Consider the following 25,964-nt stretch of genomic DNA (forward strand, 5'->3'; position numbering starts at 1 on the left):
GGGGGGGGGGGGACAGCCAGTGCAAGACGCGAACTGTAAATCGCCTATTCGAATTTCCAGCCGCGAGTAAAGTTCAATACCTCTTCGACTGTTTCATTTTTCCCGGCTGAATTGATTTTTTCGTCCAGATCGGACAGCGCTTCAAAGCTTTTTGCTTTTTGAAAATAGATGCTGGCGACCGGGAACGGAGTGGTTCCCTGCTCTCCAGCACCCGTGATATATTCGGCAATGATAATAACATCCTTGAGACCGTCCTGATTCAAATCTTTGAAAGATACGGCACGAATCCTTTCAAACGACGGCCATTCATTTCCGTTAAATTCAGGGAATGAATATATTATATTTCCTTGTTCATTGGCCAAGTAGAAAGAAGCCTTGAATACGCCATCCTTTAGATGTTTTCCGGAAATAAACTTTGCTTTTCCCCAATGATTCAGTTCAACCTCAAAGGACTGGTTTTCAATTACCTGCAACCCCTTCGCTACAAGGCTGTTAACCGTTTCCTTAGGGCTTTCAGGCGAATCAAGGCTACTTACCGGCTCCGTAGCAGCAGGCTTATTTTCGCTGCGGGTTTCTGCCGGCCGAGGCACTGGGGCCTCGTTATCGCTCCTTGAACTTGCATTACAACCAAAGCATGCGGAAAGCAGAACCAGGAATATGATTACTTTGTTCAATCGCTTCAATGTTTTGCGGATTGGGGCTGGCATAAGCGGTTAACCTGCCTTTCGATATGTTTCCATTGCTTTTTCCATTTTTTCGGTATAAGCGTCTACTTGACCGCTTCCATTGTATTGCGTAACAAAACTTCTTAGATCGTTATTTTTTAAAGCTTTCAGCAATTTTCCACCATTATATCCTCTCATAAAATGGATCATGCCATTGATCTGTTGCTCATGACCTCGGTTAAAGTCGTCAAACATCTCCCTAGCCGAATGGTAACCTGCCTGCTTATAGTTGAAGCCCATAATTTGCCCCATTCCCATACTGATCGCTTCATAAGCCGCTGATTCTTTTAGCTTTTTGGCAAATTCAAACGCTGCATATTCACCCATTTGAGAGCCTGTATGCACCATTTTCCATTCATGCTTTACACTTTCCCTGAATTTATGCCCTTTCCATCTTGCTTCGGAACTCCATGTGAACAACTCCTTATACCCGGCTCGATCAACGAATTGATGGTTTTCGAAACGTATCTTCAACTTTCCATCCACAAAGCCGGAGCCGCTTGATTCTACGAGGATTACAGCTGCTAGAACGTTTGCGTCGACCCCGAGTTCTTGGGCATTCGTCTGAATAATTCCTCCATATTTTCTTTTGAATTCAGCAATAGATCCGATGGCTTGTCGATCTCCGGTTTGAGGAGGTTGCTTCACGCCTGCATTCGCTGGCGGCGCAATCGGAGGAACAACCGGCTTTGGCATGGGCAAAGGATATTTCGCCATAATCGTCTGAGCTTCCTTGCTGTAATTGTTTTTTGCAGCCTCAACAAGCTCTGGGGTAAGACTCATATCTTTTCCATCCACCATGCGTTTATCGTTCGCAGCATACCATTTTGCCGTTAAATCATTTAATCGCTCCGCATCTTGCGGTGACGTTTTTTTGATTCTATCAATCATCTCCAGCTTTTCGCGAATCCCGTTCCCCGCCTCAGCCGCAGCCTTCATCGCACGCACGTTCCCGTCTTCGTTGGCTTCCATCCAGCGCACTGTCTGCTTTTGCATTTGCTCTTGCGCCCACGGGGGCATCTTCTCCATTTCACGCAGCTTGTCTCTCAGCCCGTCAGCCAGCTCCTTTGCCTTTCTCATGCCCTCCTTGTCGCCGCTCGCTTCCGCAATGTACCAGGCTTCTTTATACTTCTGGAGCCATTCCTTAGCCCATTCGGGATAGACCAGCTTCAATTGCTTCTGCTCTGCCTCCAAGTCAAAGGACTGCGCTTTTCTTCGGGCATTGGCGGCCATAAGCGATCTCAACAATGGCGTCGGGCCGAAAGTTGGTTCTTTCCATTTCATCGCTATCCCCCTCATCGTTACTTTCGGTTCATCTCGTTAAGCTCTTGAAAATCAAAATACTCGCACTTCCGACATGCAAGTATCCGAATACTTGTCTCCCTTTTCCACTTCGAGAATGGTCAGTTTTATAAATGATGTTTTGATTTTCTTGCTAAAATTCATCTGTATAAAAGAAGCGTCAAGAACCTCGGAGCTTCCGTCTGAAAACTCAGCCTTCAGACTCTTAACCCTGTTGTTAGCTTTGAAAGTATGTAGCGATTGCGCCAAGCCATTGATAAGATCAATGCCGGAGACTTCTTGAAGCGTTCCAAAATCCAGAGTGACTGTTTCTCCGATCCCGTCTCCCTTCGTGCCCTCGCACCACCCGGTCTTTGTATTCCCATCCGTAAGTTGATTGGCATTGTACGATATTTTGTTCTCGTCCGGTAGCGTAGAAGAAGCAGTAACTCTTTTGACAGGGATGCTCTTCTTCACGTCTATGAACGGCGTTGACGAGCGAATCCATTGCAGCGGAGCACTTTCAAATCCAATCCGTTGAAATCCATCTTCGAGCTTCGTTTTCTGTTGGGTTTGCATGTTTAATTGAAAAATGTTTCGATCCTGATCAGCATAGACGAGCATTAGGCCATCCGGGGAAATGACCGGAGACAACATCGATTGGCCAAGCGGTTTCCGTTCCTCGCTTTCAATTGTCAACAAGTAGGTCGTATCCCGATCTGCCGTATAAATCAGCTTGTCCTCGGCAAACCATTGGTGAATGTGGACCTCCTTAGAGCCTACGTTTATCTTCTTGATGATCTTGTTATTCGCGATGTCAAACAGGATAAGATTGGCCTCATCATCGCTAAAGCACAGTTTACTGCCATCAGGGGAAATTTTCCATACGGCTATAGAATACATATCACGTTTAACTAGTGACAGTTTTGTCTTTTCATTTTCCTTGGCTCGAAATAGATAAATGTCCCCATTCTCCTCAAACAGATATTGGTTGAGATCAGGTGACAGCGCATAATCTTTATGAGGCAATTGAAATTGCAGCTCGATTTGATGCGAAAGAAAGTTATAGATTTGCGCAGAAATGCTGTGTCTTTGATGCGATAAATTCAATAACAATATTTTCTTTCCATCTTGCGAAATTCCGCCGACATAAGAAATTCCATCTTGAGGCATATCCTTGTTATCTTTCATGAAAAAACTTGTAAAACCATCGATATAAACGAAGCTTTCTTCATCACCTGCTTTTTTTACATAATGTATCATTTCATTATCATTTTCCCCGCGGAACAGGAGCCAATCAAATAACTTCTCTTGAGGAGCATTAGCATCTTTAGCTTCCTTTTTCTGCTCCGTTGAAGTGCTATCGGCATGAGTTGGTTCCATGTCTGATTTTTTGCTAACATCTCCGTGGTTAAAACATCCCGTTAGCAATAACAAAACCACACCAATAGCAATAATCCTCACCATTCTCACTCCCTCTAAGCAAATTCGCACACAAAAGCCCCTATTTTCTATCTGAACGATCTAAAATAACTAATCCCACTAAATCTTTAGGTTTGTCATTGAGCGAGCTTTTCACTACCCCGACCGCTATTAAAAATTGGACATACTCATCTTTATGAACAATTAAACAGCCCACGGATGTTGGCTTGCCTGGAGTATCGGTGTTGTATCCCTTATGAACGTTAATCCCGGTAGCCATACCCTCTTTTTTATTTTTCCCATAGGTCGCGGGCACTTTAGCGCCATTTCGAACACGTAAGGCTGGATATTGACCTGCGTGATACCCGCCAATAAATTCATACACACCTTCCTTAGTGGTTGCGACTTCTGCATCATTCTCATCATCAGGCAAGGTACTTGCGTTTACGCTGGTATATTTAATCTCACCATGGATTACTACAATGACAATGGCACCGAATCTTCCGTTTTTATGATGAACTGCCTGCGGACGGCTGTATGAACCATCGCCTTCAAAGAAAAATACTAGCGGCGCGTTGCTATTTTTCGCCAGCATTTTTTTAATCTCTCCATGATTCGTATACTCGTTGATCCTATACATTGCCCTTGCTTGATTTCCGCCATAATTCTTTTGCTTGACATAGGCATCAATTTTTGTTTTGGCCACGATATATTTGCCGTTATCACTTACATTCCCCGGGGCAGGTGCAGGCTCAGGTCCTTTCGGAGGTTGCGCAGGACTTCCCGGTGCTGGCTTGGCAGGCGGTGAGCCTGCGCTGCTATGAGGCTTCGGCCAAGGCAGAATCCCGTGCGCCACCTGATATGCATAAGCTTCCAGCAGCTCTCTCGTATGGACCTTCCCGGCGAGGCCGTACTTGACTGAAAAATCATACAGCGCATTATTCAACGAGGAATCCCATTCATCCTTCACATCCAGATTATAGTTAAAGTCGTTCGGGAATTTCTTGGCCAACAGGTTCAAGCTCTCCCGCGCCGCGCGATGGCTGACGCCATATTTGGCCCTTAACTCGTCGGCGGATTTGGAGATTGCCGCCGGGTCCTCCGTCGTCAGCTTGTTTTTCGCGTCCGCATATCGCTGCGTCAATTCCTCCAGCCGGTTCGCGTCCTTGTAAGACTCCGCAGAGCTGTTTCGGATCAGCGCAATCATCTGTACTTTGTCCCGGAGAGAATTCGCAGCGCCATGGTAATAATCCTGACCCGCTTTATTGCCCGCGGCATGCGCTTCATACCACTTCTCGGTATTCTCGTTCATCTGCTCCTGCGCCCACGGCGGCATAGCATGGATCTCGTCGATCTTGTCGCGGATCTTCTTCGCGTTCGCAGCCGCTGCCTTCATGCCCTTCTCGTCGCCGGCCGCCTTAGCGCGGTAGTAATCGGCTTTATACTTCAACAGCAGCGGCTGCGCCCAGCCCGGGTAGTTGCTGCCTTCGTTCATCTCCTGCTGCAGCGATGCATAAGCCGCGACTTCTTCGTCGGGAAGCGGTGCCGTCAGGACACGCGAGCCTTTGATATGATTTTCCCCGTCCAGGCGGATATGGCTTGTCTTCGACGACACGCTGATTTCTTTCGCTGCCGTAATTTCAAGCTGCTTGCCGCGCATGACCAGATCTTCGCCCGCTGTGAAAACCATGCTGCCTTTGCTGTACAATTCGACGCCCGTCTCTTCGTTCAGCTTGACGAAGAAGTTGTCCCCCCTCGAGGTCAGCGCCGTCTCTTTCACGGCAAAACGCGCTTCCTTACTTCCTCTGGTGCGCAGCCGCTTCGTATGAGGTTCGCTGATCATATCGCCGGCGCGGATATGTTTTCTCAGAGAATGACTGACGACCGCGTCTTTTTCTTCACGGGATGGAAAATACAGATGAACCGCATCGCCAAGCTCGGGCATGCAGTGCCAACCGACCCCGTTGTCGCTGGTATAATACGTAGGATAAGGAAACCAGCAGGCGGTATCTTTATTCTGTTTTGGATCGATATTCAGATGCACCCGGACATTTTCGTCCTTCACCTCGATCACTTTTCCCTCCAGAGAGATTCCGGTTAGGTATGGGTTGAAAGCACGGCTTCGCTGCAGGCCGGATTCGGGGACTAATACATAGTCGTACTTCAACACTTGACGCTTGATGCTCGCAGTAGCCCGCTCGATTACCAAAGCCTTGTTTCGGAACAGAACGACATCCCCTATTTCGAAGTATTGATCCGATTCCACCTCGTAATACAGGAACTCCCGTTCGTTTACATCTCCCCAGTGGGCGTTCGCGATCGCTTTGCCCGATTCCGCGACGTGTCTTCCCGTTAAATAGTTGCTTCCCTTTAAAGTGCCCTTGACTTCCCCACGCGAAATGCCGAACCAGAACCTGGGTTTGTCCGAAGTAACGTCCGCCACCAAGCCTGTATAAAACCGGGAAGCCAGTCTCCTCAAAAACTGCCAATCCGTTTCGCGATACTGGAGCGTAAACTCGTTCAAGGCCCGGCTGCCCGCGGCCAAGTCGATAAAATCCGATTGCGCATACTCCCCGATCACTTCGCGAATCATTTCCGTGTAAGTCATATCCTGGTTTTGGAAAGAGCGGCTCCGGACAACCTTGTCCATTTTATAAGAGTGGGACAAGCCTTTCACAATCATATGATAGTTGCCGCTGCTGAAACGGATTTCAAGCTCGGTTACCGTTCCTTTGAACAGACAGCGGACTTCTTCCTCTCCGTCCATCTGAAATACTTCGATATGTTCTCTGAATTGAGCCAGATCCGGATATTTCTTTTGATGGTCGTCCGATACGACAGCTTTAAGATACACTTCTCCGTGGCCGCCGACCTTTTTGACAAGCTTAAAATCCAGCAGCGCCACAATATCGTAAGGCGCCGTTATTTTCAAATCGCCGTACGTCACGGCGCTCATCTGCATGACCACGCGAAAGCCCCCTCTCGAATCTCCTCAAAAGCCTATTGTCCATCGTTCACAATTGTAATTTTTCCGCACCACATGCACAGATTAGTAGAACAGTTCAAAAGAGCAGGGTAATGGTCTACCAACACATCCGTTTTTCCATCCAGCCAAGGCATCGTAATGACCGGTTTGCACGGCATTTTTTTGAGCTGCCCTTGATTGGCGGCCGTCGCGGAAGCGACTTCGGGATTGGACAGACTGCTGCACAAGCCAAAAGCAGGGATGTTGATCTCAGGCTTGAAATCCTGCACATTTCCCTGCAGCTTATCGTTGATCGCTATTTTTCGTCCGGCCGGCGTTTTAAAATTCGCATTCGTGCTGCCATAGCTGCATTTAAGGGAAGCGCCTTCCACTACATAACTTGAACTCACACTTAAAGCCTCCTCACGTCGATTTTTTTCAACCGTATTCCTTTCGGATTATACCTGAGGATGCTTTCCGCCACATCCAGATCGACTACGATGAAATCTGCCATGCTATCGGAGATTTTGAATATTTTGTAATGTCCGACTTTCCTCGGATCAAGAACAGGCGTTTTGAACGAACCATTCTTATGCCATTCGCTCTCCTCCGACAGACACGCAAGCGTATCCGGCACCGTTATCCAATAGAACGTCTGTTTCATCGCCTTGATGTCGGCCAGAACAACCAGCTTATAATAGACGTGCGGCTGATACCGGTCGAAAATTGCCTTTAAAGCATCCGACACTAGTGGAATCGGCCTTTCGATAAAATCGATATATTCGCCTTTCCCTTGGGTATAAAACTGTAACACCGTTTGCTCCAGCGCTGCGCGGCCTTCTTCGTCCCGCAGCAAACGCGAATCCACGCTTTTGGCGATCCCGGCCGGTTCTTCAAACCCGGTAATACGTTCATCCTGAGCTAAGATATAATATTCCATGGTAAAAATTCGCCCCTGCTCATAAAAAGAGACTTCCTTCCTGTACAGAATCGCCCTTGTATACAACCTCACTAATGCCCTTATGCTCCCCCACCCGCACTTCCAGATCCGGTTCACGGGCAATTTCATCGAAATCTTTCAGTCGAATTGCATCAGCCATCGCCTGTTTGACCAATACGACAATCCATTGATTAAAGGCAGCGGCCGCCTCCAGTTTGATTCGTTCAATATCCGGCTTTACAATTTTGCCCATGTACTTTTTTCCGAGCTGCTCCAGTTCGTCTTCCAATGCATCCAAATATTTAAAGGCCCATCCCGAATCGTACGTTCCTCGGCATGGATATGTATCGAAATACCAGTCCTTGTCGAACGCCTCTACGACATGCTCGTGCTTTCTTTCCAATAGATAAGTGCGTCTCATGGAATAATTGATATACCCGATCTTTTCTTTTTGCCCCGCAGATTGCATTTCTTTAATATTCAGACAAATACGGCGAAAAGACTCGATAAAATCCTTCGTCAACTCGTCTTTGCGGGAACGGTATTCTTCCTCCGCTTTTTCGATGTACTCCTTCTGCTTGTCCTTGACGTAAGCTTCCAAAAAATGCTTCAAGGCCTCTTGTCTGGTCATATAAGTACCTTTCTGCTTCAAGTTTGGCGCTGCTGCTCTAAAAGCAGCATAGAATGTATGTTCTTTCCATTTTATCATGATCCCGGTTTCCGATTCTGTATGGTTTGACCCATTATTTGAAAAAGCTGCTGTTGTTGTAAGATCTTGCGGATATAAAAAGCACCTGAAATCACCGTCAGGTGGTTTCAGGTGCTCGCATTCTTTACCATGCAGGATTATCAACTGCTACATAGCATCGCGCTTCGTGGCGCTAAGAAGCGTCCCCTTTCACTTGCATTTACAAGGTTACAAGGTTCAAAACATCCGATATACAATCGCCGCTATGCATTCTCAAAACACCTTTGTCGTCCATCTTCGGTTAGTTAGCTTGATACTGCTCTTCTGATTCTTTTATCAATGTATCCTTATTCTTCCAGACAAGTTTTTGTATAACTCCGGAATTTGCACTTCCTTTTTGCCAATTTTTCAAGTAACCATCATACACTTCAAAATGCGAAAGCATCTCATCACATTTTACTTTAACAAAATTCTTTGCAGAATCATCCCAGACATATAGTGCATGACGATTATTTATAGTACCTTCTTCTTCCAAAAATTGAATGTCTGCATAACCATCCATGTTGACATCTAAAAATTTAATAGCGATATCTTCATTAGAACTTGATGCCTCTGTGGATAATGTCAGCAGGTTTTCGCCTTTCTCATTTTTCAGCGTAAAATGGTTTAAATATTCTTTATTATCGAAACTTAATTCAGCAGAGTATTTTGTTCCACCCTTACCTTGAGTGATATCATATTTAGCCTTTTCGAATTTGTTTTTATTATAATAAATAGTTTGATTAACATTGGTTGTAAAAGAGTTCGCGCATTCTATTTTTAGTTTATTCACCACATAATTCGCTGTAGGATTATTTTTGAATAGATAAACTTCTAAAATGCTATAATCAGATTCAACTAAATAGCAAGCATCCCTATAGCAAACTACATAATTCGTCAGCTCACCTCCTGTTACACTATATAAACTGATTATTCCAGAATCATCGGTTACATTATTATAAATCCTTATTTTCTCATAATCAGGAGACATATCACTTAAATATGTTATGATGTTTTCCGTATTGAGGAAATCTTGTTTTTTTATTGCCCGAATTGTAATGGTCATGTGAGTTTCCGGCCGAACTTTTCCTTTATCGATTTCAAGCTTAAAAGTTTCATTACGATCACTGCTTGTATCAGAGACTATATGATATTCATCAAAATTAATCGAAATTTTACCGTATTGTATTTGCTTATGGGTTTCATCTTTATATGTTTTAACATAATTGGATGGATTACTTGCTAGACTGTTTGTTGGACTGTTTGTTGGACTGCTTGTTGGACTGCTGGCGGGACTACTGGCAGGATCTGGTTGCCTATTTGTTGCTACATTACTGCAACTAACTAATATCAGTACAGCTAAAATAATTACACCTGATGCTATTCTTTTCATATTTTATATTCCTTCTCACTGAGTAATATTAATTACTCCCCATCATAACTTTATATACTTTTATTGCGTTGTTTGCTCGAATTTCAGCTTGTTTATCAGTATCGTGTGGTATTTCATACTTGTAAGTCACTATACTGCCTGCCCAATATGCAGCATCAGCTCCATTACTATTACCATTATTGCGAATAAACATAGAAATAATCCGAGATCACCAGCCTCGCCCTGCCTTTCGTGCCCGGTTTATCGAAATTTTTTCTGTCATGAATGTTCTCCTCAATCACCGGCTCAACCCGATCATCGTATTATACGAATCGACCACAGCGGAAACGCGCTTGTCGAAGTTCTTCAGCGGCATGTTCTTCCCGCCCGTCGTGACTTTCCCCTTCGTATCACTGTTGATCGTCGTGTCCTTGGTCCGCAAAATTTCCATCAAATCGGCGGCGGCCGTCTTCACCCGCTGGATGCTGTCGGTAAATACGGGAACGATCTGCACCTTTTCTTTCTTCAGCCTTTCCTTATCCTTCGAAAGCTCCGTAAACTTATCGATATCTTCCGTCAGCAGCTTGTACATCTCGGCATATTGGTTCGCGTCGAAATCCAGCACATTGTCGTCGGTCACTCCGGCTTTATCAAACGCCTTCTGGATATCCTGCGCCCGGTTGACGATACTCATGGCATGGAACCGGATGAGCATGTCGCTTTTCTTGAGCTCCTCCAGGTCTTCTTTCTTCCTTTGCTCCGTGATGACGGCAAAATCGGCAAAAAACTTGTCGGCTAAATCCGACACCTCGTTAAACTGCACAAGCAATTTCTTGTGCAGCTCCTTGCCTTTGGCGAACTCGTCTTCGGCATAAGCTTTGTTCTGATAATACGTCTGCATTTCGCCCGTCGTTTCCATCAGCTCCTTCAGCTTGGGAGCCAGAGCCTTGACCGACTCGTCCGCTGCCTGATAGGAAGGCTCCTTCGAGGCGAACGCCAGCGCCTTATCCACATCATCCTTATGCCCTGGCAGCACGGGCATCGTATTGAAGCCGGTAAAGTTTTTACGGATGCGGATTTCTCCCTCCCCGCCGAACTCTTTGAAATACATTTCGAACGTCTTGTCCAGCCACTGGGTCAAGTAGTTGCTTAAACCGATATATGTATTGTATTTTGCCGTGTCCTGCGCTTGATTCGATTCTTGCTTCGCTTGGGTGGTTTGTTCCTTTACCTTCTCCGCGATTTGGCCGATGGAGCCGCAGCCGCTAAGGGATACGCAGACCGCCACGCCAAGCGATAGGATCGTTAAACGTTTATTCATGATTGTAAATTCCTCTCTCTGTGAATTAATTACCGGTTGTACTCTTATCACCATGCCGCGCTACTCCACAATCATCCGCCGGGGGCCGCCCGGTCTCAGATCCGGCCCTCTCCGGTTTCCGCCTTGGACGTCATCCAGAATGCGCCCCAAATATTTATGAATTTGCCCGTTGTCGTACGGCTTATAGCCCATGCCCAGCCGGGTCCCGATATAATGGAGGATCAGCCCGCGGTCGACGGCTTCCTGGCTCATGCACTGCATCGCAAAGGCGATGTCGTACGGGTTCGTGCTGCCCCGGCTGAGCAGTTGGACGGCAAAATACCGCAGCAACGCCGGGTGCACACTGCGCTCCCTGACGCCCGCATACGCTGCGTGGATCATGTTCCACGTATTGAACTCGGTGGCAAAGTCCGCGAAGCTTTGGTACTCCGACCGCAGCTTCGCCCCCTCCTTCAGCTTGAACCGCCCAAGCTCCAGCTCGCTGCCGCCGGCGGCCTCCTCGTCCAGAACGAGCTCCGCGCCGTACACCGTGTAATCGCTTTGCTCCTCCGCTGCGTGAAAGCGGATTTTGAGCACGGTCTCCTTGCCGGTCGCCGCGTAAGGCACCTGCTGCTCCGCCTCCAGCGTGTACAGGCGGCCGCCGTGCTTGAAGATCCCGGAGCCAACCACAAGATGTTCCGCCTCCACTCTTACATCGGCTCCCGCTACGATACCGTCCGAATAGGACTGAAAATACAGGTCCGCGAGCTGCCTCGGGTAATCCCTCAGGCTCTCCAGCATCTCCCGCTTCAGAATCCGGCCTTTATGAAAATTCGGATATACATTGGAGAACATCCGCTACCTCCTATTTCCAGCCGTCAAAGAAATCAAGCTCCGACAGATCGTTTTCAAATGCAAAAAAACGCTTGGGTCCCAAGTACAGCTGCTCGTCCTCCCGCGCAACCGGCACCACATGGAAGCCCCACTCATTGTCCTCGGCGAACACGAAGAACTTCACCTCGCCGTTCTGGATGGAGTCCGTGTCGTCCTGCGGAATCTTGGCCCCGTACCGTCCGGCGATGTCCTCGTAGGGGACCGGCTCGAAGCTGCCCGGCTCGTTGGCATACGCATACTTATGGCGCACCGCCCCGTCGCTTCCTTTTAGGAAAAACTCTATCTCCTTCACCTCGAACGGCCGGGAGATGGAACCCTGCACCTGATTCAGCCTTTCCAGGCTGCTGATCAAGAGCTTTTCCTGCCGGCTGTGGGTGAAGGCGCTGACGGTATAAGGGACGACCGGCGCGTGGTTGGTAATATAGGCCTCGATCGTGCCCGCCTTCCTCGCGCTGAGATAACGGATCGCTCCCCGCAGGCAGGCCAGCTTCAGCTCCGGAACGCTGTCGCTCTCCTCGGTCTTTTGCCGGAATTCGATGCTGCGGCCGGGAACAAATTCCTTCAGCGCTTCCCGGAAGCTGTCGATACGGCAGGATTGGCCGGTCAGCTTGATGATCGAATATTCCTGCAGCCGCCCGTCCTGGTAAAAATCTTCCAGAAACTTGCGCACGATATCGTAAATATCCGCCTTAATTAACTGGTTGATCTCGTTAATATTGAACACGACGCGGGGGAATTCATAGATATCCTTCATGCGGCCGTTCTCGTAGGCGGACAGGCACCAGCGGTCCACCGCCGTAATTTTCAGATCCTGCTCCTGCCGGTCCCCGGTCTGCGAGTCGAACCGGTTGCGCAGAATGCCCGTCTTGCGGAAAAATTCTTTTTTCATGCTGTCCGCGATTTCCCATAAAAAGTAATAATTGCTTTTTACCCGCAGGTACTCCTCGCGCGTCCGATTTTCGTAATCCTTGAATCGCGTCGGAATCATGCGCTCCGCCTCTCGGTAGCGCGCTTCGAACCGCTCGTAGACCGATTCGACGCCGAATTCGTCCACGTGCCGGAACAAGTCGGGGCCGGGAATGCCGATCAAGCTGTCGATATCCGGCACGCTGCCGCCCTTGGTGTAGTAGTCGGCAAAAACGATTTTCATAAACTGCAAAATCCGGTAAGTAATGTTGTTGCCGCCGAAGTTGGTGTCGCCGTTCTCGTAAGCCGTATGGATATCCAGCTTGTAGGAGATGTGACCGTCCTCGATCCGAAACCGGCACGAAGACAAATCCGTCGTTCCTCCGCCGCAATCGATGACGAGCGCATGGTACGTCTCGCCGTCCGCAAACGTATTTTTCTCGATCTGATCGGCGATCGTATTGAACAGCACGGCCATTCCTTCGTCCAGCGCATCGTCCGATTCGATGCGGTAATCCGGCAGAAGCTCCGCGAACATTTCGCCGAACTGCGTCTTCAGCTTCACCGGGCTGGAAAAGTGCAGCTTGCGGAAGCGGCACTTGAATTGATGCTCCGCCATTTCGATCACGTGAAGCAGATAGGCGCGCAGAATGTCGTTTCTGCGGACGACCGACGTATTCCCCTGCCCATCCACGATTTCCTCGGGCAGCTTGTACCGGTTGACCCATCGCTTGATGCCGTGAAACACGGTGGCATGGCCCGTATATCCGTTCTTTTTCATCAGTTTCATGGCCTCGTGGCCAAAATAATACTTCACCTGCTGCGTGTCCGAGCAGTCCGCTACGGCAACAATGGTCGGCAGCAGCTCGATCCATTCCTCTTGCTTGCCGGTCGTAACGGGAAATTTCACCAGATTGATGCTGTTCAGCCGAAGCGTCCCGTTCAACAGATCATGGCGCGAGGGATGGGAGATGTAGCTGTCGTCCAGATAAGCGCCGGCCGTTGTGTTGGATGTCCCGAAATCGATCGCCAGCACCGCATCGGTTTCTTCCAGGTCCCGGATTTCCAGCTCGGGAATCGGAATCCGCCAGTAATGCAGATTCGTGGGCGGCAGCGGCCTGCTGCGGACGTAGGTCTGGTACAGATACTCCGAATCCTGTTTGCGGAACAGCAGGAAGCTGTAATTTTTGTTCGAGGTTCGGCGAAACGTCATTTCCTTGGAAGCCGTCAGGCAGTACATGCCCGGAGCCGGCCCATCCTTGACCAGATTCATAATGCCGCACAGCTCCATATGATCGTTGACGAGCAGCACGTTAGACTCGGCGACGGTGCCCGGAGCTATGACCCGGTATTGGTCGAGTTTGTCCACTTGAAGTCCGTCGTACAGCGTCACTTTAGCCGGAATTTGAATGCTGCCGTCATCCGGAAGCGGCGTGTTCAAATACCGGGCGATCGCCGCCTCCACGCGCTCCCATCCGTGCTCGTCGAAGCTTTGGATCAGCAGGCTTTGCTCCGCGCTGCGGTATTTCAGAATCGTGCGGATGAGCGCTTCGCGGTCGAGCGGGCCCGAAAGCCCTTCGACCAGCTTTTCCTTATGGCAGATGCTCCGCAATTGGAGTGTCGTCATCTCCGACAGCTCGTCCCGCGTGTACTTGACCCTGTTTGTCTCTTCCGTGCCGCCGTTCTTCGGCGAATGCAGCTTATAGGTATAGGATCTCATGTCTCCGCTCCTTTCGTAGAAACCCTAATACATCGCGATATGATCCACGCGCATCGTGTCCTCGACGTCCACAATGCCAAAATGATGCTCCCAATACGTCTCCGTATGAAAACGCAAGGGCAGAAACAGGTCCTTGATCAGTTCCAGCTTCGCCCGTGTGATCTCATTTTCCCGCTGCCCCACATAGAACAACAGTTCGTCCTTTTCCTCGCAGTTCGCGTAAATCGTCGAGTGCTTGAACAATTTGCGCATCGTATCCTTCAGCAGATACACCGCTTCCCCCGTCTCGTACAGCCGCAGCAGATTGCAGGCCACGACTTCCCGTTCCTCCCGGTTCAGCAGCTTCAGCCGGTCCCGGACGCCGTCCCCGAACAGACCCGCCTCCATATCCCGGAGCGCGAACCGGATATAAAATTCCCGCTTGTTCATGCCCTGCATAAGGTCGATATCGGTCAAGAAATGCATCGCAAGATCGAACAGCGTGCGCCGGAATTCCGTATCCTCTAGGTTGTTAATATCGAACAAATCGCGGAAAATATCGTAGAACCGGTAGTACGGATTGACTTCAACCGTTCGCTCTTCCACGGTGCGGGCATTCAGCGTTTCGGCGCTCAGCTCCATATAAGGCGAGTACACTTTGGCAGGGGCAAAACAAAGGTCGTTCTTCGGCGTGCCCGCGTCCGCAGCCCGAATAACCAGATCCCATACGTAATTCAAGCCCATTCCCCTTCGCAGACGTATTCTGGAAAATACATTTGGATCTCGGAAACGACGAAGCTCATCAAATCCTGCAAAATAAAGCTCCCGCTCCGGCGGGCTCTAAAGCGGAGCCGCATCCGTTTTTTGTCGTTCTCCACCCTCACGTTGTCGCTGATGAACGGGTTCATCCCGTAGGTGACTTCCTTTCCGTCCGCCTCGTCCCTAATCTCGACCTGCACCAGCTCGAGGTCGTCCGAGGCCTCGAAGGAGCCCGCGATCCGCGCAATCTCGCCCTTCGCCCGGACGACGACCGGGTGCTTGCGGGAGAAGCGGCCGGTGAAGCTGCTTTTCCGCTTGTTCGAAACGAGCTCATAAGCCAGCCGGCCAAGCTTCGTCGGCGTCGGCTGCGTAATTTTCAGCACGTTCCAGGTCCCGGATTTGTCCTGCGGGGACACGATGGTCAGCTCCTCGGGCATCCGCTTGATATACCGGATCAGCGTCTCGTCCCCGTCGACCAAATAGCCGTGCTGCGTCCCCGTTTTGCGCAAGGACAGCACGTGCTCGAAATTAATCCGGTCGGCGGCCGGCACCGGAAAGCCTACGTTTTTGAGCTCCAGCCGCTCAATGTTCCACATCGGCACCATGTCCAGCTTTTTGTACGCGTCAAATTCCTCGAGGTAAATCCGGATCTCAAGCAGTTCCTCCTCCAGACTTGGCTGTTCCCCGCCGGTCCAGATCACATCGAAAAACTTCCCCGCATACGGATGATTCACCGTCTTCCACGGCACGTTGTTTTTTTGGAAAATAAAATAGAGCTTTTCCAGCTCGCGGATATACGTCAGGTTCTGCTGCAGACGTACCTGTATGGCCCGAACGCCTCCCGTGGTGACGATTTCTCCCCGGAACGTTCGTTTTCCGCGGAGCAGCTCCTTCAGCTTGGCGTAATCGCACTGCAAAAACACCGTCATCAGCAGCGCCTCTTCCCCGCGCTGCATTTGCTCCGTCACGCTTCGCAGGTCGCAGGTTTTCGGCTCGGTGTCGGCGGCAAGCATCGGATACAGAAACTCGTGAATCGGATCGATTTCGTCCCGGGCACTTAAGGTCACATAGATGTCATGCCGGTCCTCCTGGTCCTCCACCTCGTTGAAAACGCGCTCCTCCAGCTTGCGGTTCAAGTCCTCCTGATACTCCACCAGGTTCAAAAAGACGCCCGTCACAATCTGCTTCAACAGCTTGCGCTGCTCGAGATCCTCCATGCGGCTCAGCCTGTCCAGCAAGATGTCTTTCATGGGAACTCACTTGCCTCCTCCCTCGGTCTTCTCGGCTTGTCCGCCGCTTCCCGCCGCCGCTTTGGCTCCGTCTTGGCCCGCAGCCCCTTGGCTTGCCGCGCCTGCTTCGCCCGCCCCTTGACCTGCCGGGGCGCGCCCGCCGCCTCCCGCTGCTCCGTCGGCTCCAGCCGGCTGCGGAGGCGGATTCAGCTTCTCCTCGGCCTTCGAGATTTTCCGCTCGACGCCGAGCACCTTCTCCAGCATGCCGATCTCCTGATAAATCTCCTGCGCCATCGCGTAGGAGGTTACGGCCTGCTCGTAAGACTGCGCCGTATAGCTCTGGTCGCCCTTCTTCTCCAGCTTGTCGGCGTCCAGCAGCTTCTTCTCTTTAAACACGCCGGCGATCTTCGCATCCGCCGCTTCCAGCTTCGCCGCCAGCTCCTTTTCCCCGCTGGCGAAATCGGCCTGCTGCGCTTCCTTTTTCGCTTTCGCGTAGGTTTCCTTGGCGCCTTCGTAATCCTGCGCCTGCAGCTTCTGATCCCCCTGCTTCATCAGCTCCGTAATTTGCTGATAGGTGCGGGCTTTGGCGATTTTGGCCTCCAGATCCTTCTCATCGTATATGCTTTGCTGCTTGGCTTCCTTCTGCGCCTTCTCGTAGCTCTCGAGCGCCTTGGCATAATTCCCGTCTTTGAAGGAGCCGTCCCCGTCCACGATGAGCTGCGCCGTCTTTTGCTTTTTGCCGATGAGCCGCATATGGACGACGTCGCTCACCTTGATCGCCGCATTGCGCGCTTCGCTGTACTCCTTGACCGCGTTCGGATAATCCTTCTCCTGCACCGCCTCGTCGCCGCTTTTTTCACGCTCGAAGATGGCGGCCGCCGCCTCCGCTTTAGCCTTGGCGGTCTTGTATGTATATAAATAGGCTCCTCCTCCCAGCAGCAGGAGAGGAATCAGCACCAATGCGATCTTTTTTACGATTTTCCATTTCTTCTTCGGGTCTTCCTTGAACACTTTGTTGACATAAACCGCCGCAGCCGTGTAATTCGGCACTTGCTTGTTCTGCCGGCTGAGCAGCACATCCTCCAGCGTGTCGACAAGCTCCGCCGGCTCCTTGACCTCTTCCAGCGCATCCAGCATCTCCGCGCCGTCTACGTTCTCCCATAAGCCGGGCGTGCAGAGCAGCAGAACATCGCCCTCGGACAGCGGCGTCTTCTTGGAAACGAACGGCTCGAAAGCGCCCGGCTTCCCCATATACCACAGCAGATTGTGCCGTTCCTCGTGCTTGTCCAGCCGATCCTCCGACAGCTCTCCCGCCTCGGCCATCGACCGCGACAAGCTCTGATCCTTGCTTTTCGTATGCAGCCTTCCATTGCGAAATTGATACAGCCGGGTATTCCCGGCCACCGCCCACACCATTCGGGTGTAGTCCGTAGCGACCAGCGTCAGACTGACCTTACGCCGGACCCGGCGGCTTTCGACCTGCAGCAATTCGTGCGCTTCCCACAAATACCGTTTCAGCTTCCGGCGGGAGAGCGTCGGCTTGTCGAGAAAGCTGCCAAGCACGCTCTTGACGGCCAACTCGGCGCTTTCCTTCTCCGTATCGGAGTCGAGCCCTCTGGCAATCACATAGCAGGCTTTGTCGTCCTGCTCCGTAAACGCAAAATAATCCTTGTTGCGGATAAACGTCCCCGCCTCGGATAGAAAGCTTGTTTTGAAGTCGCTGTTTTCCTTACGCATCGGGTTTCTACCAGCCTTTTTCCAAAATCACGACGGTCGCATTGTCTTGGTGCGCGAGCTGCTTCCGCTCGATCGCTTCGATGATTTCCTGGGCGGCGTCGTAGGCGGGAATCGGCTTGGACAGTATGTCCTCCAGCTCCACTTCCGTGAGCGTATTGTACACCCCGTCGCTGCACAGGATCACTTTATCCCTCTTTTGCAGCCGGACGGGCTCCGCGCCGATCTCGATATTTTTGAAGCCTTCATAGCCCAAGTAGTTGACCAGTTGATTCTTCATCGGACTGTCCAGCGCTTCATCCCTCGTAATTTCCCCGGATACGTAGCGTTCCTCCAGCACCGATTCCAGAATATGCTTCTGATTGACGTCAATGAAGTCCCCGTTCCGGAAAATTTTGATGACGCTGTCCCCCACCGCGCCCCAGTGAAGGTTGCCGCCTTCCACGACAACGGCGACCAGCGTCGTTCCTCCCTGCGCCCCTTTCAGGGTGCGCATGATTTCCGCATTGCTCGCTGCCGCCGCATTCGCAAAAAACTCGGGAAGCTCCCGAATATGCTCCAGCTTGAGAAACTGCTTGACGAACGTCGTCACGGCAGCCGTACTCGCCGCCCTGCCTCCCGACAGTCCGCTGATGCCGTCGGCCAGAACGGCGATCGTCCCGTGCGGGCTGACGAAGGTGGAGAAATAGTCGTCCTGCTCCTCGCGCGCCCCGATCGTCTGTCCGTTGCCGATCTCAAGCTTCGGAGCGGCGCCGTCCTGATGAAGCAGGCCTCTCCTGATGCGGAACAAGACCACAAGGGTGCAGGCACAGGCCCAGACAATGACATAGGGCAACCATTCGTGTTGTTCCGGCATGCTCATCATTCCTTACCCGATTGATCTTGGTCCCACTCGAAGTGCACTCCGCATAACGGAATGAACAGAAACTTGCTTTGGCCGAGCTGCACGACGTCGTACGCGGTTAATTCGACCGGCGTGTAGACCGCTTCGTTGTTATGGTATGCAAGCCCCGACGCATCGCCCGGCAGCAGGAAAAAGTTCCGTTTCTTCGGGTCGTATACGACGACCGCGTGATTCCGGCGGGAGATCGTGTTGTCCCCGATAATCCGGATATGCATGTCCTCGGCCCGGCCGATGAAATTTTTTTCCGCCATGATCCGGTAATCTTGCCCTTGCTGCGGCCCTTCGATACAGACCAGCCACCCGGTCACCGGCTCGATGCCTTCGGACTCTCCCAAATAAGGCATCGTTTTTTCGTCCTCTTGGACTCTTGCCGCTTTCTTGCCCTCGGCTTTGGAAGCCGGCTCCACGACCATGCTGCAATAGGGGCATACGCTGCCGTGCTTTCTCGTACTGAACATGTGTCCGTTGGCGCATCTTGTCAAACTCATGGATATCCATTCCCCCGTCTGCTTCTTCTCAAAGCTCAAAGCCGAAATGCCTTACTTGACCAACAGCCTCGTATTGGCAATGTAAAGCGTATCGCCCGAATGCACTGGCTCGGGCGCGTCGCCGTTCAGCAGCCGCTTGCCGCTTTCGCCGCGTTTCCTGATGCCGACGCCGTTGCTGGAGTCGAGGTCTTCGATATACCAGTTGCCGGAAGCATAATTCAGCACCGCGTGCTGCTTGCTGACCAGAGCGGCATACTCGGTACCCGACAAGTCGATCTGCACCTCGAGATCGGAAGAGCTTCTCCCGATCAGGAGCGACGTCTCCCCGTGAATGTACCACTCCTTGATCCGTTCGCCGTCATCGCCAAGCAGCGCCAGCTTCGTAATCGCCGGTTCCTTCTTGGCTTCGGGTGCCGACGCAGTCGTCCTCCCGTACTTTCGCCAAGCCAACCCCGTCAAGCCGATGATGAAAAAGACGGCAACGAACAGCCTCAGGGCGACGTTATCGTTCCATATATACGTATAAACCAGGGTAAAAGCCGCGACCAGCGCGATCAGCACGTTGACTACGGTTACCCATACGGATTTTTTTTCGCTCAACATTGGTTCCCCCGTTGGAACAGGATGTGCTTATTTTTTTCGGATGCCAAAATATTTTTCGAACATGGCCGTCGTGTCGACCGGATTTTTCGTCTCGTTCTTGTTCTTGATCCCGGCTTCCCCGCTTTTGGGATGATAGCCGAAAAAACGCTCGAACTGCTTTTCCATATCTTTCAGGTCAACATGGGGCTGGCCGCTTTCGGCGCGCCGCTCCTTCGCTTGGGTGCCGGCGCCGGATGACGAGCCGGCTTTTCCTTCCTTCTTGCGGTCCAGACGTTCGTCGTAGGCTTGCCTCGCCGACGCGTCGGACAAGGTCTGATACGCTTCGGTCACTTGCTTGAACTTCAGCTCCGCCTGCTTGCTGCCGCCGTTGGCGTCGGGATGATGAAGCTTGGCGAGCCGCTTGTAGGCCTTCTTGATTTCTTCGGGGGAGGCGCTGCGTTCGACCTCCAGAATCTCATAGTAATTGTTCATCGGATCCATCCTTACCGCCGGAAATGGAGAAAGTTAAGGGGCGAAGCGGCCCCTTAACTCCTGTGGCTTGCAATAACCGGTCAAGCCGATTATACGGCGTATCCGCCTTCGATTGTGGCGAATTCCGTTTTGTCTTTCTTTTGCTTGATGAAGAGCGTGAATGTGCCTACGCCTTCGGTGTCGCCGAAGCGCTCTTGGTAATCCACGACGAACGCGTTCGGGAAGTAAATTTTGCGCACCACTTGGCTCGCAGCGATGACTTCCAGCGTCACTTTGCGGTAGCAGTCGGACTTCTCGGCCGGTACGAGCGACCACAAAGCAAGCTTCATCGTGTCGTCGGCGCTGTCGCCGTCCGTTGCGGTGATGATTTTGCCGGAGATTTTCAGGAACGCGCCTACGTCGGTCGATCTCGCGTTGGAGTCGTTCGGCGTATCCGTGTCGTAAATCACCGATTGAATGTTGTCCATGCCCAGTTCGATTGTTTCTGCGCCTTCTACTTTCAGCCTGAAGCCCATTGATAAATCCTCCCTTAAGGTAAGTATGGTCCCCGACAGCGTCTGGCGCTGACGGGATTTATGTTGAAAGGGGAGCTTGCGAATGCTCTCCCTTAGCAACCGCATAAGTTTGTTCAGCATCGTTACGCTTTAACCGGGGTGGTCCCTTTCGTGATCATCACCTCAAGGTTCTTCACGTTGCCGTTGAACACCAGGTCGATATGGCACAGGTTGCTCTTATCGTCGATAATGTAGCTCATGTCGTCGCCGTCTTGGATAATCGAGTTGACGTATCCCCGCGTGCTAAGCCATTTGCTCTTCTGGCTGCTCGGATTGTTGCTGAAAAATTTAACGATGTTGTCGTGTTTGAAGTCGCCGGTCTGGAAGCGCAGGATGCGCTCAATGTACGTGCTGACCAGCGTCTTGTAGATCGAATCGAAGCCGTCATCGGTCGACGCAAGGCTTCTCGCCTTGTAGACGGTAATGCGCTTGATATCCTTGCCCTGCAGCTGCGCGTTCTCGGAAGAGAACACGAAGCCGAAGTTTTTCCGGTTGATCGAGTCCTTGATGTTGTTCGTGAAGCCGGAAATTTCCTTGGCCATCGTCGTAACCGCCCGCAGTCCGTTCTCCCCGGCCTCGATATCGAAGCGCACGCCCGGGAACTCCCGGCTTACCGTCTTGAACGATTCGCGCAAATATTCCGGGCACTGGTAAGCCGCCACGATCCCCGCCGCCACATAGGCTGCGCCGACGTAGACGCCTTCAATCCACAGCTTCAGAATGTCTTCCTTCTCCTGCGACAGCTTCACGCCGCCGTCCTCGGTCTGCAGCATTTTGCTGTCGATGACGACCCCGGACTTGTCCTTCGGAATAATCGTGAAGTTCGGCACGCACGGCACCGCGAACTCGCTGTATTCCTTGCGGACCAGCAAGGCGCATTTGTCGATATACTTGTCGATGCCGGCGGTCGCCATACTGTTGAACGTCGTTTCTTCGCCGGTCTCGAAGCTGAAGAACACCTGCACTTTGAAGTCCTTGATCACCTGGAGCAGCATGGTGAGCGATTCCATCGTGTTGCCGTCCTGCTTGGCGACCTTTTCGTTGCCTCGGAAGCGTTCCCGGGTTACCTTCGAAGCGCCGGAGGAATCGAGCTGTACCGAAGGAACGATGCCGAACCAGATCGTGTCGGTGAAATCGTTCTTCGAGTTGACCGTGTTCAGATACGTTTCCAGCCTCGGAATGTTGCTGCTTTTCACGATCATGTCCAGCTTGGTGTTCGTGATCAGCATCGAAGGCTGCATGCCTTTGTTTTTGGTGGAGTATTGGTCGAAGAACATTTTGATGCCCAATAACTTTTCCACCAAAGGCTTGACGGTCTTCACGAACTCGTCCTTGGCGTTCTTGTAGAACTCCAGATACGTGTTGTAGTTCTGCACTTCCTTCTCGACATCGATCTCGCTTTGCACCGCAGGCAGCGGGCAGAACGTCCGCACGACCAGGTCTTTGACGTAAGCGGACGGTGTATCCGACACGGACTCGTAATCGTCCTCGAATACGTTGATCAGACCGTTCGTGCTGCTGTCGTCCGCGATCATCAGCTGCATCGTATCCGCTTTCGGCGCTTCGATAATTTTCAGCTCGCCGGAATCGCCGATCATCAGCATCCCGATCTGGATCGCCTCGGATTCGTTCTCTTCCTGCGCCCCTCCGAGCAGAAGACGGGTCTTGATGTCTTCGATCGCCAGCGGAAGCATCGCCATGACGTTGTTGTAGTTTTTGCTGGCGTCCTCGAACATGATGTTGAGCTTGTCCCCGAGGTCCAGCTTTTTCGGATCGCCGTCGTCCAGCTTGTCGTATTGCCCGTACAAATAATGGATTTCCTTGCGCACCTGGCGGATGTCGTCCATCACTTTTTTCGGGGAAATCATGTCGAGCAGGTTCTCGAACTTGAAGTCCACGTTAGGGATGCCTTGGCTGCGCTTCGTGTCGATCAGCGTGAACAGCATTTTCAGAAAATCGTTGCTTTGGTCGATCTTGATCTCCGAAATGCTGTCCTCGGAAATCCCTTCCGGCTTCTTGAGCGTGTACATGACCTTCTGGTTGGCCGCATTGAAAAACGAGTACACGGTCGGCGAAAACTTGTCCAAAAACTCGTCGAAGCTGCGCACGAGCAGATGCTGGTTGATCTCCTTGATCTTGTCGTCGCTTAAGCTGTCGATGCCTCTGACGTCCCCGACGATCGTGACGAGATCGAGCTTTTCCGGGTTGATCTCTTCGAAGAGCATGGTTCGGTTCGTTTGATTGATGATGTCCATTGAGCTGTCGGCTATAAAAACTTGCCGGAACCGGCGCATGATTCTTATAGCCTACTCCTTTCCGAGCATTTTTGGATGAAGGCCGAAAACACAGGTCTAATCATAGAGTCTAATGTTTTATTTTGTCAACTATGGATATTTATAGTTATTTTATCCTAGACAATCAAGTACTTTTTTCCCATTTTCGTGCAAATACATTTATTTTTTGGCCCTTCTGTTATATGCTGAATTAACCATATAAACCCATCCTTTCATTCCCTTTTTCATCATCTCCCCTTCAAAAATGTGTCGAACTTAACAAATCTGTATTTTTTTACTATTTGTCGCTGTATTAATTTTTCGGTCGAGTCACGCCGATAGTTTATAGCAGTTTTGGTGTTTTTTCACACATTTCACAAATGAAGGGTGAGTTTTCGATGGTTGGGGAAATGCATACAAGAAAGCGCGTCCCGGGCGGGCTGCCAATTTTGGCGATCGCTGTCATGCTGGCGCTGCTGTTCGTCCCGTTCGGACCGGCGTTTGCCGAAGGCGATTCGAATCCGGGATTCGACGCGGTGTTCGTGATGGACGTCAGTTATTCGATGAACGCGACGGACCGGGACCGGATCGCTGCGGAAGTCATCAAAATGTTTATGGACATGAGCGAGGCGGCCCGCACCCAAGTCGGGTTTGTCGCCTACAACCATAAAATCGTCGAGGCCCAGCCGCTCGCCCCGCTGACTCAGGAGGAGCAGAAAAATCTGCTCAAAAAGAAAATCGCGGAGCTGCGTTTTTCCGGCTATACGGATCTCGGCCTCGGGCTGGGCAAGGGGGCGGAGCTTGTCGGGAGCGGTAAAGGCGGCGGACGTCCGTTTATGATTCTGCTGTCGGATGGCGGCACGGACTTTGGACCTATTTTTACGGGAAGATCGGTCGAGGATTCGAACAAAGACGTGGAGCGCGTAATCGGGGAGGCGCAGGCGAAGGGCTACCCGATCTACACCGTCGGGCTGAATCACGACGGCTCGGTCAACGCGCCGCAGCTCGAAGCGATTGCCGCCAAAACGGGAGGCACGTCGTTCATCACGGAAAGCGCGGGCGATCTGCCGGAAATCTTCAACAACATTTTCGCCAAGCAAATCCGCTCCGTGCTCGTCCCCGTCGCGGCTGTTACAGCCACCGGGGAGCTGCAGGAAGTGACGGTCAATATTCCGAACGGCAGCATGAACGAAGCCAATATCGTGCTGCTGTCGGAGCATCCGATCGCCGAAACGCATCTGTATTACAATTCGAAAAATATCCGGTTCGTGAAATCGGACAAATACTCGCTGCTGAAAATTCCCCAACCGCAAAAGGGCGCCTTTCTGCTGAAATTCAAAGCAAGGCCCGGGGATTTCGTGAAAATCAGCCTGCTCGGCAACTACGGCCTCAAGGCGGGGATGGAGCTTGCCCAGCCGGTCAAGGGCGTGCCGTCGGCCGTCTCCGCCTTCCTGCTTCACCAAGCGGACGGAACCAAGCTGGCCGACGCCGACGTGTACCAATCGATGAAGGCCGAGCTGATCGTGAAAGACCTGCAGACAAATAAAGAAGAACGAACGCCGATGAAGCTGAACGGCAACGGCTTCGAAGCGCAGACCGTCTTCCCTCACTCCGGCAAATATCAAGCCCGCGTGTTTCTGAACGGAGCGGATTTTTACCGGGAAACGGCGGTCAGCGAGCTGGATATCGCGAACACGGCGCCCGAAGCGGTCGGCAGCGGAGCCATCGAGCTGACGAAGGAAGACGGAGACGCCAAAATAGATCTTAAGAACTATTTTCGCGATGCAAATCAGGACAAGCTGAACTATACGATCGCCTCTAACAGCAACGCCAAGCTGGCCGACTTTGCGGTGGACGGCGATACGTTAACCGTCGCTTCCATGCACGCCGGCAAAGCGGTCCTGACGATGACGGTAACGGACCCGGAAGGAGCCTCCGTCACCTCGGACCTCGTCATCAACGTGCACTCCGTCGTGCAGCGCTATTTGGTCATCGCGAGCATCGTGCTCGCCGTGCTGCTGGCCGCTTGGGCCGTCTATTGGCTGCTTCGTCCGAAGCCCCGCTTTGCCGGAAGGCTGGAAGGCTACTTCCTCAATACGGCGAGCGGCAGCGACATTCCAGTCAAGTATTGGCCGCTCGCTTCGTTCGAAAAGCGGCAGATCAGTCTGCGCGAGCTGTTCGCCAGCCTCGACGTCAACGAGCCGTTGCCGGAGGCGGAGCGCATCATCGTCGAAGCCGGGAAGAACGGCACGATCCTGCTCCGGCACAACACGCGCTGTACAATTGAAAAAGGCCGGACGCCGATCCCCCGCAACAAAAAGGAATCGATCGGCTACAACGAGAAAATCTACATTACGTTCGAGGACCGTTTGACGGAAATCGAGCTGCGGTATAAAGAAGTAAAACCCAACGCCCTGTAACGGGGGTTGGGTTTTTGCCGTTAAATCGCGGGGAGGGCTGGATGATTCGGGAGACGCGTCGAGTCGCTATTCTCTCTTCGCGGAGCATTCGGGCTAATGCACGCTCTCTCGGTGAGCGCTGAGGCGCTGCACGCAGCTGGTCAGCCCCCATGCGCCATCTGCCGGGCCGGTTAACCCTCGGGAATTTCGGGCAGAAGCTGTCTGCCAATCCTCGTGCCCACGATATTCGGGCGGAAGCCGCATGTCTTTCCTCGCGCTCCGCGACATTCGGGCGGAAGCTGCCGTTCTTTTCCCGGAT

At 51.7% G+C, this 25,964-nt stretch carries 21 protein-coding genes; 1 reads left to right on the forward strand and 20 read right to left on the reverse strand.

Annotated elements, in window-relative coordinates; genetic code table 11:
* Positions 1 to 44 precede the first annotated feature (44 nt).
* The 20 genes from PEH01S_RS27785 to PEH01S_RS27880 all read right to left on the reverse strand — a co-directional run bounded on the left by PEH01S_RS27785 (position 45) and on the right by PEH01S_RS27880 (position 23,228).
* On the reverse strand, positions 45 to 707 hold the full coding sequence (locus PEH01S_RS27785) for a hypothetical protein (RefSeq protein ID WP_127489370.1): 663 nt from the start codon (positions 705 to 707) through the stop codon (positions 45 to 47).
* 6 nt (positions 708 to 713) lie between these two features.
* On the reverse strand, positions 714 to 2,009 hold the full coding sequence (locus PEH01S_RS27790; RefSeq protein ID WP_127489372.1) for an N-acetylmuramidase domain-containing protein: 1,296 nt from the start codon (positions 2,007 to 2,009) through the stop codon (positions 714 to 716).
* A 51-nt stretch (positions 2,010 to 2,060) separates the two neighbouring features.
* Positions 2,061 to 3,473 carry an NADase-type glycan-binding domain-containing protein gene (locus tag PEH01S_RS27795; RefSeq protein ID WP_025845912.1) on the reverse strand — a complete coding sequence of 471 codons (1,413 nt, stop codon included), beginning with the start codon at positions 3,471 to 3,473 and terminating at the stop codon, positions 2,061 to 2,063.
* A gap of 37 nt (positions 3,474 to 3,510) precedes the next feature.
* Positions 3,511 to 6,390, reverse strand: coding sequence for a contractile injection system protein, VgrG/Pvc8 family (locus tag PEH01S_RS27800; protein WP_246063089.1), 2,880 nt, complete (start codon positions 6,388 to 6,390; stop codon positions 3,511 to 3,513).
* Between the two features lie 38 nt (positions 6,391 to 6,428).
* Positions 6,429 to 6,803, reverse strand: a complete 375-nt coding sequence (locus PEH01S_RS27805; protein ID WP_025845908.1) for a DUF4280 domain-containing protein — start codon at positions 6,801 to 6,803, stop codon at positions 6,429 to 6,431.
* A 2-nt stretch (positions 6,804 to 6,805) separates the two neighbouring features.
* The gene (locus PEH01S_RS27810) at positions 6,806 to 7,333 is read right to left on the reverse strand and encodes an imm11 family protein (protein WP_127489376.1); all 528 of its coding nucleotides are present in this window, start codon (positions 7,331 to 7,333) and stop codon (positions 6,806 to 6,808) included.
* A gap of 19 nt (positions 7,334 to 7,352) precedes the next feature.
* Positions 7,353 to 8,186 (reverse strand): hypothetical protein, encoded by an 834-nt coding sequence (locus PEH01S_RS27815; RefSeq protein ID WP_246063088.1) that lies wholly within the window; start codon positions 8,184 to 8,186, stop codon positions 7,353 to 7,355.
* 136 nt (positions 8,187 to 8,322) lie between these two features.
* On the reverse strand, positions 8,323 to 9,453 hold the full coding sequence (locus PEH01S_RS27820) for a hypothetical protein (protein WP_127489378.1): 1,131 nt from the start codon (positions 9,451 to 9,453) through the stop codon (positions 8,323 to 8,325).
* Between the two features lie 277 nt (positions 9,454 to 9,730).
* Positions 9,731 to 10,753 (reverse strand): YiiG family protein, encoded by a 1,023-nt coding sequence (locus PEH01S_RS27825; RefSeq protein ID WP_127489380.1) that lies wholly within the window; start codon positions 10,751 to 10,753, stop codon positions 9,731 to 9,733.
* Between the two features lie 60 nt (positions 10,754 to 10,813).
* Positions 10,814 to 11,587 (reverse strand): DNA and RNA helicase, encoded by a 774-nt coding sequence (locus PEH01S_RS27830; RefSeq protein ID WP_127489382.1) that lies wholly within the window; start codon positions 11,585 to 11,587, stop codon positions 10,814 to 10,816.
* Between the two features lie 10 nt (positions 11,588 to 11,597).
* A complete protein-coding gene (locus PEH01S_RS27835) occupies positions 11,598 to 14,252 on the reverse strand; it encodes an acetate and sugar kinases/Hsc70/actin family protein (protein WP_127489384.1) in 2,655 nt (884 codons plus the stop codon).
* 24 nt (positions 14,253 to 14,276) lie between these two features.
* Positions 14,277 to 14,975, reverse strand: coding sequence for an iron-dependent peroxidase (locus PEH01S_RS27840; RefSeq protein ID WP_127489386.1), 699 nt, complete (start codon positions 14,973 to 14,975; stop codon positions 14,277 to 14,279).
* Positions 14,966 to 16,240 (reverse strand): normocyte-binding protein, encoded by a 1,275-nt coding sequence (locus tag PEH01S_RS27845; protein ID WP_127489388.1) that lies wholly within the window; start codon positions 16,238 to 16,240, stop codon positions 14,966 to 14,968. Before PEH01S_RS27845 ends, PEH01S_RS27840 begins: the two co-directional genes overlap by 10 nt.
* A 6-nt stretch (positions 16,241 to 16,246) precedes the next feature.
* Positions 16,247 to 17,956: a PP2C family protein-serine/threonine phosphatase gene (locus tag PEH01S_RS27850; RefSeq protein WP_127489390.1), complete on the reverse strand. Its 1,710-nt coding sequence runs from the start codon at positions 17,954 to 17,956 to the stop codon at positions 16,247 to 16,249.
* A 7-nt stretch (positions 17,957 to 17,963) separates the two neighbouring features.
* Positions 17,964 to 18,815, reverse strand: a complete 852-nt coding sequence (locus tag PEH01S_RS27855; protein WP_036712664.1) for a PP2C family protein-serine/threonine phosphatase — start codon at positions 18,813 to 18,815, stop codon at positions 17,964 to 17,966.
* Positions 18,815 to 19,345, reverse strand: a complete 531-nt coding sequence (locus PEH01S_RS27860; RefSeq protein ID WP_025845892.1) for an FHA domain-containing protein — start codon at positions 19,343 to 19,345, stop codon at positions 18,815 to 18,817. The genes PEH01S_RS27855 and PEH01S_RS27860 overlap by 1 nt, the downstream gene beginning before the upstream one ends.
* Positions 19,346 to 19,396: 51 nt before the next feature.
* Positions 19,397 to 19,948 carry an FHA domain-containing protein gene (locus tag PEH01S_RS27865; RefSeq protein ID WP_127489392.1) on the reverse strand — a complete coding sequence of 184 codons (552 nt, stop codon included), beginning with the start codon at positions 19,946 to 19,948 and terminating at the stop codon, positions 19,397 to 19,399.
* 27 nt (positions 19,949 to 19,975) lie between these two features.
* Complete coding sequence (locus tag PEH01S_RS27870) at positions 19,976 to 20,419, reverse strand: DnaJ domain-containing protein (protein WP_127489394.1); 444 nt, start codon at positions 20,417 to 20,419, stop codon at positions 19,976 to 19,978.
* An 89-nt stretch (positions 20,420 to 20,508) separates the two neighbouring features.
* Positions 20,509 to 20,934 carry a hypothetical protein gene (locus PEH01S_RS27875; RefSeq protein WP_025845888.1) on the reverse strand — a complete coding sequence of 142 codons (426 nt, stop codon included), beginning with the start codon at positions 20,932 to 20,934 and terminating at the stop codon, positions 20,509 to 20,511.
* Positions 20,935 to 21,056: 122 nt separating this feature from the next.
* Positions 21,057 to 23,228 carry a zinc-binding metallopeptidase family protein gene (locus PEH01S_RS27880; RefSeq protein ID WP_025845887.1) on the reverse strand — a complete coding sequence of 724 codons (2,172 nt, stop codon included), beginning with the start codon at positions 23,226 to 23,228 and terminating at the stop codon, positions 21,057 to 21,059.
* Positions 23,229 to 23,644: 416 nt separating this feature from the next.
* Between PEH01S_RS27880 and PEH01S_RS27885 the strand changes: the two genes are divergently transcribed.
* Positions 23,645 to 25,666, forward strand: coding sequence for a VWA domain-containing protein (locus PEH01S_RS27885; protein WP_127489396.1), 2,022 nt, complete (start codon positions 23,645 to 23,647; stop codon positions 25,664 to 25,666).
* Positions 25,667 to 25,964 lie beyond the last annotated feature (298 nt).

It is taken from the genome of Paenibacillus ehimensis NBRC 15659 (genome assembly GCF_004000785.1).
In the GTDB taxonomy this organism is placed as follows: Bacteria; Bacillota; Bacilli; order Paenibacillales; family NBRC-103111; genus Paenibacillus_G; species Paenibacillus_G ehimensis.

Coding starts and splice junctions, on each gene's coding strand:
- PEH01S_RS27880 (WP_025845887.1), bottom strand. CDS start 23,228: ATGGACATCATCAATCAAACGAACCGAACCATGCTCTTCGAAGAGATC.
- PEH01S_RS27860 (WP_025845892.1), bottom strand. CDS start 19,345: ATGAGTTTGACAAGATGCGCCAACGGACACATGTTCAGTACGAGAAAG.
- PEH01S_RS27830 (WP_127489382.1), bottom strand. CDS start 11,587: ATGTTCTCCAATGTATATCCGAATTTTCATAAAGGCCGGATTCTGAAG.
- PEH01S_RS27885 (WP_127489396.1), top strand. CDS start 23,645: ATGGTTGGGGAAATGCATACAAGAAAGCGCGTCCCGGGCGGGCTGCCA.
- PEH01S_RS27845 (WP_127489388.1), bottom strand. CDS start 16,240: ATGAAAGACATCTTGCTGGACAGGCTGAGCCGCATGGAGGATCTCGAG.
- PEH01S_RS27865 (WP_127489392.1), bottom strand. CDS start 19,948: ATGTTGAGCGAAAAAAAATCCGTATGGGTAACCGTAGTCAACGTGCTG.
- PEH01S_RS27800 (WP_246063089.1), bottom strand. CDS start 6,390: ATGCAGATGAGCGCCGTGACGTACGGCGATTTGAAAATAACGGCGCCT.
- PEH01S_RS27875 (WP_025845888.1), bottom strand. CDS start 20,934: ATGGGCTTCAGGCTGAAAGTAGAAGGCGCAGAAACAATCGAACTGGGC.
- PEH01S_RS27790 (WP_127489372.1), bottom strand. CDS start 2,009: ATGAAATGGAAAGAACCAACTTTCGGCCCGACGCCATTGTTGAGATCG.
- PEH01S_RS27810 (WP_127489376.1), bottom strand. CDS start 7,333: ATGGAATATTATATCTTAGCTCAGGATGAACGTATTACCGGGTTTGAA.
- PEH01S_RS27840 (WP_127489386.1), bottom strand. CDS start 14,975: ATGGGCTTGAATTACGTATGGGATCTGGTTATTCGGGCTGCGGACGCG.
- PEH01S_RS27820 (WP_127489378.1), bottom strand. CDS start 9,453: ATGAAAAGAATAGCATCAGGTGTAATTATTTTAGCTGTACTGATATTA.
- PEH01S_RS27870 (WP_127489394.1), bottom strand. CDS start 20,419: ATGAACAATTACTATGAGATTCTGGAGGTCGAACGCAGCGCCTCCCCC.
- PEH01S_RS27835 (WP_127489384.1), bottom strand. CDS start 14,252: ATGAGATCCTATACCTATAAGCTGCATTCGCCGAAGAACGGCGGCACG.
- PEH01S_RS27825 (WP_127489380.1), bottom strand. CDS start 10,753: ATGAATAAACGTTTAACGATCCTATCGCTTGGCGTGGCGGTCTGCGTA.
- PEH01S_RS27855 (WP_036712664.1), bottom strand. CDS start 18,815: ATGAGCATGCCGGAACAACACGAATGGTTGCCCTATGTCATTGTCTGG.
- PEH01S_RS27795 (WP_025845912.1), bottom strand. CDS start 3,473: ATGGTGAGGATTATTGCTATTGGTGTGGTTTTGTTATTGCTAACGGGA.
- PEH01S_RS27785 (WP_127489370.1), bottom strand. CDS start 707: ATGCCAGCCCCAATCCGCAAAACATTGAAGCGATTGAACAAAGTAATC.
- PEH01S_RS27850 (WP_127489390.1), bottom strand. CDS start 17,956: ATGCGTAAGGAAAACAGCGACTTCAAAACAAGCTTTCTATCCGAGGCG.